The following is a 6,318-nucleotide window of genomic DNA, read 5'->3' as shown; positions in this document are numbered from 1 at the left end:
CATTTATTCTGTGTTGGGCATGAGAGTGTTGTTCAGAACTGTTCATTGTCAACCCAGCGACTGTTCAAATGTTCACCCTAAGTGTTCACTCTCGAACACCCCACCCTAGCCATTTCCTTGTACTTCAATCACTTGCCGTTTTGGCACGAAACTCGCTCTGACGAATGGCCAGATTCATTCCAATAATAAAAAGGGCGTGTCATGTCATTGACCCTGGAACATGTCTCCCGCGTCGTCGAAGGCCAGACCTGGATCGACGACGTCAACCTGCGTTTCGAAGCCGGTTCCTTCAACGTTCTGCTGGGCCGCACCCTGTCGGGCAAGACCAGCCTGATGCGCCTGATGGCCGGCCTGGACAAGCCCGACAGCGGCCGCATCCTGATGAACGGCGTGGACGTCACGCAAAAGCCGGTGCGCCTGCGCAACGTGTCGATGGTCTACCAGCAGTTCATCAATTACCCGACCATGACCGTGTTCGAGAACATCGCCTCGCCGTTGCGCCAGGCCGGTGTGTCCAACGAATTGATCCAGAGCAAAGTGCTCGAAACCGCGAAGATGCTGCGCATCGAGAAGTTCTTGCAGCGTCACCCGCTGGAACTGTCTGGCGGCCAACAACAGCGCACGGCCATGGCCCGCGCGCTGGTCAAGGACGCCGAACTGATCCTGTTCGATGAGCCGCTGGTGAACCTGGACTACAAACTGCGCGAAGAACTGCGTCAGGAAATGCGCGAGCTGTTCAAGGCGCGCCACACCATTGCCATCTACGCCACCACCGAGCCCAACGAGGCGCTGGCGCTGGGCGGCACCACCACCATTCTTCACGAAGGCCGGGTGATCCAGAGCGGCAAGGCCGCCGAGGTGTATCACCAGCCGCAGACGGTACTGGCCGCCGAGCTGTTTTCCGAACCACCGATCAACCTGATGCCGGGACGCATCAGCGGCAATGAAGTGAGTTTCGCCAATTTCGTGCACTTCCCGCTGAACGTTGACCTGCGCCCGATCGGCGAAGGCGAGTTCCGGTTTGGCGTACGCCCCAGCCATATCAGCCTGGTGCCGAGCAACGATGACGACCTGGAGCTGGCGGTGACCGTGGAAGTCGCCGAAATCAGTGGCTCCGAAACCTTCCTGCATGTGCGCAGCGAACACTTCCTGCTGGTGCTGCATTTGCCCGGGGTGCACGAGTACGACGTCGACGCGCCGATCCGGGTGTATATCCCCACCCATAAACTGTTTGTGTTCGATGGCCAGGGCCGCTTGGTCCAGGCACCCGGGCGCCGTGTCGCGAGGGTTGCCTGATGGCCGAGATCCATTTGCAGAACCTTGCCCATAGCTACAGCCCTACGCCAAGCGGTCCTGAAGACTACGCCATTCGGGAAATGAACCACGTGTGGGAGCAGGGCGGTGCCTACGCGTTGCTCGGGCCGTCGGGCTGCGGCAAGTCGACCTTGCTCAACATCATTTCCGGCCTGCTCAGCCCCTCCGAAGGCCAGGTGCTGTTCGATTCCAAAGTGGTCAACGCGCTCACCCCCGAAAAACGCAACATCGCCCAGGTGTTTCAGTTCCCGGTGGTGTACGACACCATGACCGTGTTCGACAATTTGGCGTTCCCGTTGCGCAACCAGGGCATGGCCGAGGCGAAAATTCACAGCAAGGTGCAGGAAATTGCCGAAGTCCTCGACCTGCAAAACCTGTTGAGCAAAAAGGCGCGCAACCTCACCGCCGATGAAAAACAGAAAGTCTCGATGGGCCGTGGCCTGGTGCGCGACGACGTGTCGGCGATCCTGTTCGACGAACCGCTGACGGTGATCGACCCGCACCTGAAGTGGAAACTGCGGCGCAAACTCAAGCAGATTCACGAGCAGTTCAACATCACCATGGTCTACGTTACCCATGACCAGCTCGAAGCCTCGACCTTCGCCGACAAGATCGCGGTGATGTACGGCGGGCAGATTGTGCAGTTCGGCACGCCGCGCGAATTGTTTGAGCGGCCCAGCCATACCTTTGTCGGCTATTTCATCGGCAGCCCCGGGATGAACCTGATCGATGTGCACGCCGAGGCGGGCGGGGTGCGCTTTGCCGACACGCTTCTGCCGTTGTCGGACGCGTTGCAGCAACGCCTGCGCGACACTGACTACAAGAAGCTGCAGGTTGGCATCCGCCCGGAATTTATCCACGTGTGGGACGAGTACAACCCTGACGCGCTTCAAGCCGATGTCATGCACGTCGAAGACCTTGGCACCTACAAGATCATGACCCTCAACCTCGACGGCGCACCGTTGAAAGTGCGCCTGGCCGAAGACAAGCCCGTGCCCGAAGGCACAGCGTCCATCAGCTTTCCCGCGCAGTGGTTGATGGTTTATGCCGACGATTACCTGTTGGAGGTGCTGCCATGAACAAGGTCCAGAACAACAAGGCCTGGTGGCTGGTGTTGCCGGTGTTCCTGCTGGTGGCGTTCAGTGCGGTGATCCCGATGATGACCGTGGTCAATTATTCGGTGCAGGACATCTTCGACCAGTCCAGCCGCTATTTTGTCGGCGCCGACTGGTACAAGCAGGTGCTGCTCGACCCGCGCCTGCATGACTCGCTGTTGCGCCAGTTCATCTACTCGGCCTGCGTGCTGCTGATCGAAATCCCGCTGGGCATCGCCATCGCCCTGACCATGCCGACCAAGGGCCGCTGGTCGTCGCTGGTGCTGATCATCCTCGCCATTCCGCTGCTGATTCCGTGGAACGTGGTGGGCACGATCTGGCAGATTTTCGGCCGCGCCGACATTGGTTTGCTCGGTTACAGCCTCAATGCCTTGGGCATCAGCTACAACTACGCGGCCAATACGGCGGACGCCTGGGTCACCGTGCTGGTGATGGACGTATGGCACTGGACGTCGCTGGTGGCGCTGCTGTGCTACTCCGGGCTGCGGGCGATCCCGGACGTGTACTACCAGGCCGCGCGTATTGACCGGGCGTCTGCCTGGGCGGTTTTCCGACATATCCAGTTGCCGAAGCTGAAAAGCGTGCTGCTGATTGCGGTGATGCTGCGTTTCATGGACAGCTTCATGATCTACACCGAGCCTTTCGTGCTTACAGGCGGCGGGCCGGGTAACGCCACCACCTTCCTGAGTCAGACGCTGACCCAGATGGCTGTCGGCCAATTCGACCTGGGCCCGGCCGCGGCGTTTTCCCTGGTGTATTTCCTGATCATCCTGTTGGTGTCCTGGCTGTTCTACACCGCCATGACCCATTCCGACGCCAACCGCTGAGGCCGCCAACATGAGCAAACGCAAGCTGATACCGCTGCTGGTCTACATCCTGTTCTTGCTGGTGCCGATCTACTGGCTGCTGAACATGTCCTTCAAGAGCAACACCGAAATCCTCGGTGGGCTGACGCTGTTTCCGCAGGACTTTACGCTGGCTAACTACAAGGTGATCTTCACCGACCCGAGTTGGTACACCGGTTACCTCAACTCGCTGTACTACGTGAGCCTGAACACGGTGATTTCCCTGAGCGTGGCGCTGCCGGCGGCCTACGCGTTCTCGCGCTATCGCTTCCTCGGTGACAAGCATCTGTTTTTCTGGCTGCTGACCAACCGCATGGCGCCGCCGGCAGTGTTTCTGCTGCCGTTCTTCCAGCTGTATTCGTCCATCGGACTGTTCGATACACACATCGCCGTGGCCCTGGCCCACTGCTTGTTCAACGTGCCGTTGGCGGTGTGGATCCTGGAAGGCTTCATGTCGGGTGTGCCCAAGGAAATCGACGAAACCGCCTACATCGACGGCTACAGCTTTCCGAAGTTTTTCGTGAAGATCTTTATCCCGTTGATTGGCTCCGGCATCGGCGTGACGGCGTTTTTCTGCTTCATGTTTTCCTGGGTCGAACTGTTGCTCGCGCGCACCCTGACTTCGGTCAATGCCAAGCCGATCGCAGCAGTGATGACGCGCACGGTCTCGGCCTCGGGCATCGATTGGGGCGTGCTGGCGGCGGCGGGAGTGTTGACCATCCTGCCGGGCATGCTGGTGATCTGGTTTGTTCGCAACCACGTGGCCAAGGGCTTTGCCCTCGGCCGGGTCTGAGGAGTCAATGATGGAATGGATGGCCTGGACCACCCCAACCGCGCTGTTTTTTGTGGGCATCGCCTTGATTCTGGCGGGCATGACCACGTGGGAACTGCGCTCGCCGAGCATCCCTCGGCGCGGTTTATTGCCGATCAGCACCACGCGTGGTGATCGCTTGTTTATTGGTCTTCTCGGCAGCGCCTACCTGCACCTGTTGGTAATCGGCGTAACCGGCTGGAGCATCTGGGTGGCGACTGCGCTGTCCCTGGTGTGGCTGTTGTGTGTGATGCGTTGGGGCTAGTGCTCCGCTTGAATAAACAACCAGGAGGTCTCTATGTTCGATAAAAACAATAAGCTGCGACATAGCATTTCATTGGCCGCCGTACTGGCCCTCAGCGGTTTGAGCGCCACGGCCTGGGCCGATGCGTACGAAGATGCGGCAAAAAAATGGATCGGCAGCGAGTTCAAGCCGTCCACGCTCACCGAAGCCCAACAGCTCGAAGAGTTGAAATGGTTTATCAAGGCGGCAGAACCGTTCCGTGGGATGAAGATCAACGTGGTGTCGGAAACCCTCACCACCCACGAGTACGAGTCCAAGGTACTGGCCAAGGCCTTTACCGAAATTACCGGGATCAAGCTGACCCACGACCTGCTGCAGGAAGGCGACGTGGTGGAGAAGCTGCAAACCCAGATGCAGTCTGACAAGAACATCTATGACGGCTGGGTCAACGACTCGGACCTGATCGGTACGCACTTTCGCTACGGCAAGACCGAGTCGATCACTGACCTGATGGCCAACGAAGGCAAGGACTTCACCTCGCCGACCCTGGACATCAAGGACTTTATAGGCATTTCCTTCACCACCGCGCCGGACGGCAAGATCTATCAGTTGCCCGACCAGCAGTTCGCCAACCTTTACTGGTTCCGCGCCGACTGGTTCGAACGCCCGGAACTGAAGGCCAAGTTCAAGGAAAAGTACGGCTATGACCTCGGCGTGCCGGTGAACTGGTCGGCCTATGAAGACATCGCCAAGTTCTTCAGCGAAGACGTCAAGGAAATTGACGGCAAGCGCATCTATGGGCACATGGACTACGGCAAGAAAGACCCGTCCCTGGGCTGGCGCTTCACCGATGCCTGGTTCTCCATGGCCGGTGGCGGCGACAAAGGCCTGCCCAACGGCTTGCCCGTGGACGAGTGGGGCATTCGCGTGGAGGACTGCCACCCGGTGGGCTCCAGCGTGACCCGTGGCGGTGACACCAACGGCCCGGCGGCGGTGTATGCCACGCAGAAGTATGTGGACTGGATGAAAGCCTACGCGCCACCGGAAGCGGCGGGCATGACCTTCTCCGAATCCGGCCCGGTGCCGTCCCAAGGCAACATCGCCCAGCAGATTTTCTGGTACACCGCGTTTACCGCCGACATGACCAAACCGGGGCTGCCGGTGGTGAATGCCGATGGCACGCCGAAATGGCGCATGGCACCGTCGCCGGTCGGGCCTTACTGGGAAAAGGGCATGAAGAAGGGCTATCAGGACGTGGGTTCCTGGACCTTCCTCAAGTCCACACCTGAGAAACAGAAACTCGCGGCCTGGTTGTATGCGCAGTTTGTGACGTCGAAAACCGTGTCGCTGAAGAAAACCATTGTGGGCCTGACGCCGATTCGGGAGTCCGACATTAATTCCCAGGCGATGACTGACCTGGCGCCGAAACTCGGTGGCCTGGTGGAGTTCTACCGCAGCCCGGCGCGGGTTGAGTGGACGCCGACCGGTACCAACGTGCCGGATTATCCGCGTCTGGCGCAGCTGTGGTGGAGCAATATTGCGGCGGCGGCCAGCGGCGAGAAAACCCCGCAGCAGGCGCTGGATAACCTGGCCAAGGAGCAGGACGCGATCATGACGCGCCTGGAGCGCTCCAAGGTGCAGCCGGTGTGTGGCCCGAAAATGAACCCTGAGCGTGATGCGCAGTACTGGTTTGACCAGCCGGGGGCGCCGAAGCCGAAACTGGCTAACGAGAAGCCGAAAGGGGAGACCGTGAGCTATAACGACTTGCTCAAGTCGTGGGAGGCGGCGCGTAAGTAATAGGGGTGTGCGATGGGCAAAACGGCACTCAGGTGCCGTTTTTTTTGCCTTGAGGAAACGCATATTTCAAGGCAAGGCAGGTTAACTGTGGGAGCTGGCTTGCCTGCGATGGCGTCCTTATGGTTGACGCGTGAAATGGGTACATATCCGTTGTTTGGGTGATGGCTTATATGGGTTCCGCTCTTACAGCGG

Annotated in this window: 6 protein-coding genes; all 6 read left to right on the top strand. The window is 59.3% G+C overall.

The features are described from left to right. Positions 1-201: 201 nt before the first annotated feature. The 6 genes from WBB95_RS15350 to WBB95_RS15325 are packed head-to-tail and all read left to right on the top strand — an operon-like array spanning position 202 to position 6,126. A complete protein-coding gene (locus WBB95_RS15350) occupies positions 202-1,296 on the top strand; it encodes an ABC transporter ATP-binding protein (protein WP_424488360.1) in 1,095 nt (364 codons plus the stop codon). After that, positions 1,296-2,393: an ABC transporter ATP-binding protein gene (locus tag WBB95_RS15345; RefSeq protein WP_424488359.1), complete on the top strand. Its 1,098-nt coding sequence runs from the start codon at positions 1,296-1,298 to the stop codon at positions 2,391-2,393. Before WBB95_RS15350 ends, WBB95_RS15345 begins: the two co-directional genes overlap by 1 nt. Then, positions 2,390-3,256 carry a carbohydrate ABC transporter permease gene (locus tag WBB95_RS15340; RefSeq protein ID WP_424488358.1) on the top strand — a complete coding sequence of 289 codons (867 nt, stop codon included), beginning with the start codon at positions 2,390-2,392 and terminating at the stop codon, positions 3,254-3,256. Before WBB95_RS15345 ends, WBB95_RS15340 begins: the two co-directional genes overlap by 4 nt. Positions 3,257-3,266: 10 nt before the next feature. Beyond that, the gene (locus tag WBB95_RS15335) at positions 3,267-4,067 is read left to right on the top strand and encodes a carbohydrate ABC transporter permease (RefSeq protein ID WP_003192012.1); all 801 of its coding nucleotides are present in this window, start codon (positions 3,267-3,269) and stop codon (positions 4,065-4,067) included. A 10-nt stretch (positions 4,068-4,077) separates the two neighbouring features. Beyond that, entirely contained in the window at positions 4,078-4,350 is a 273-nt protein-coding gene (locus WBB95_RS15330) for a DUF2160 domain-containing protein (protein WP_424488357.1), read from the top strand. A 33-nt stretch (positions 4,351-4,383) separates the two neighbouring features. After that, positions 4,384-6,126: an ABC transporter substrate-binding protein gene (locus WBB95_RS15325; RefSeq protein WP_424488356.1), complete on the top strand. Its 1,743-nt coding sequence runs from the start codon at positions 4,384-4,386 to the stop codon at positions 6,124-6,126. The last annotated feature ends 192 nt before the right edge of the window (positions 6,127-6,318 follow it).

It is taken from the genome of Pseudomonas sp., assembly GCF_049645325.1.
In the GTDB taxonomy this organism is placed as follows: Bacteria; Pseudomonadota; Gammaproteobacteria; order Pseudomonadales; family Pseudomonadaceae; genus Aquipseudomonas.
The sequence above is the reverse complement of the archived record's forward strand: the minus strand, read 5'-3'. Positions and strand labels throughout refer to the sequence as shown.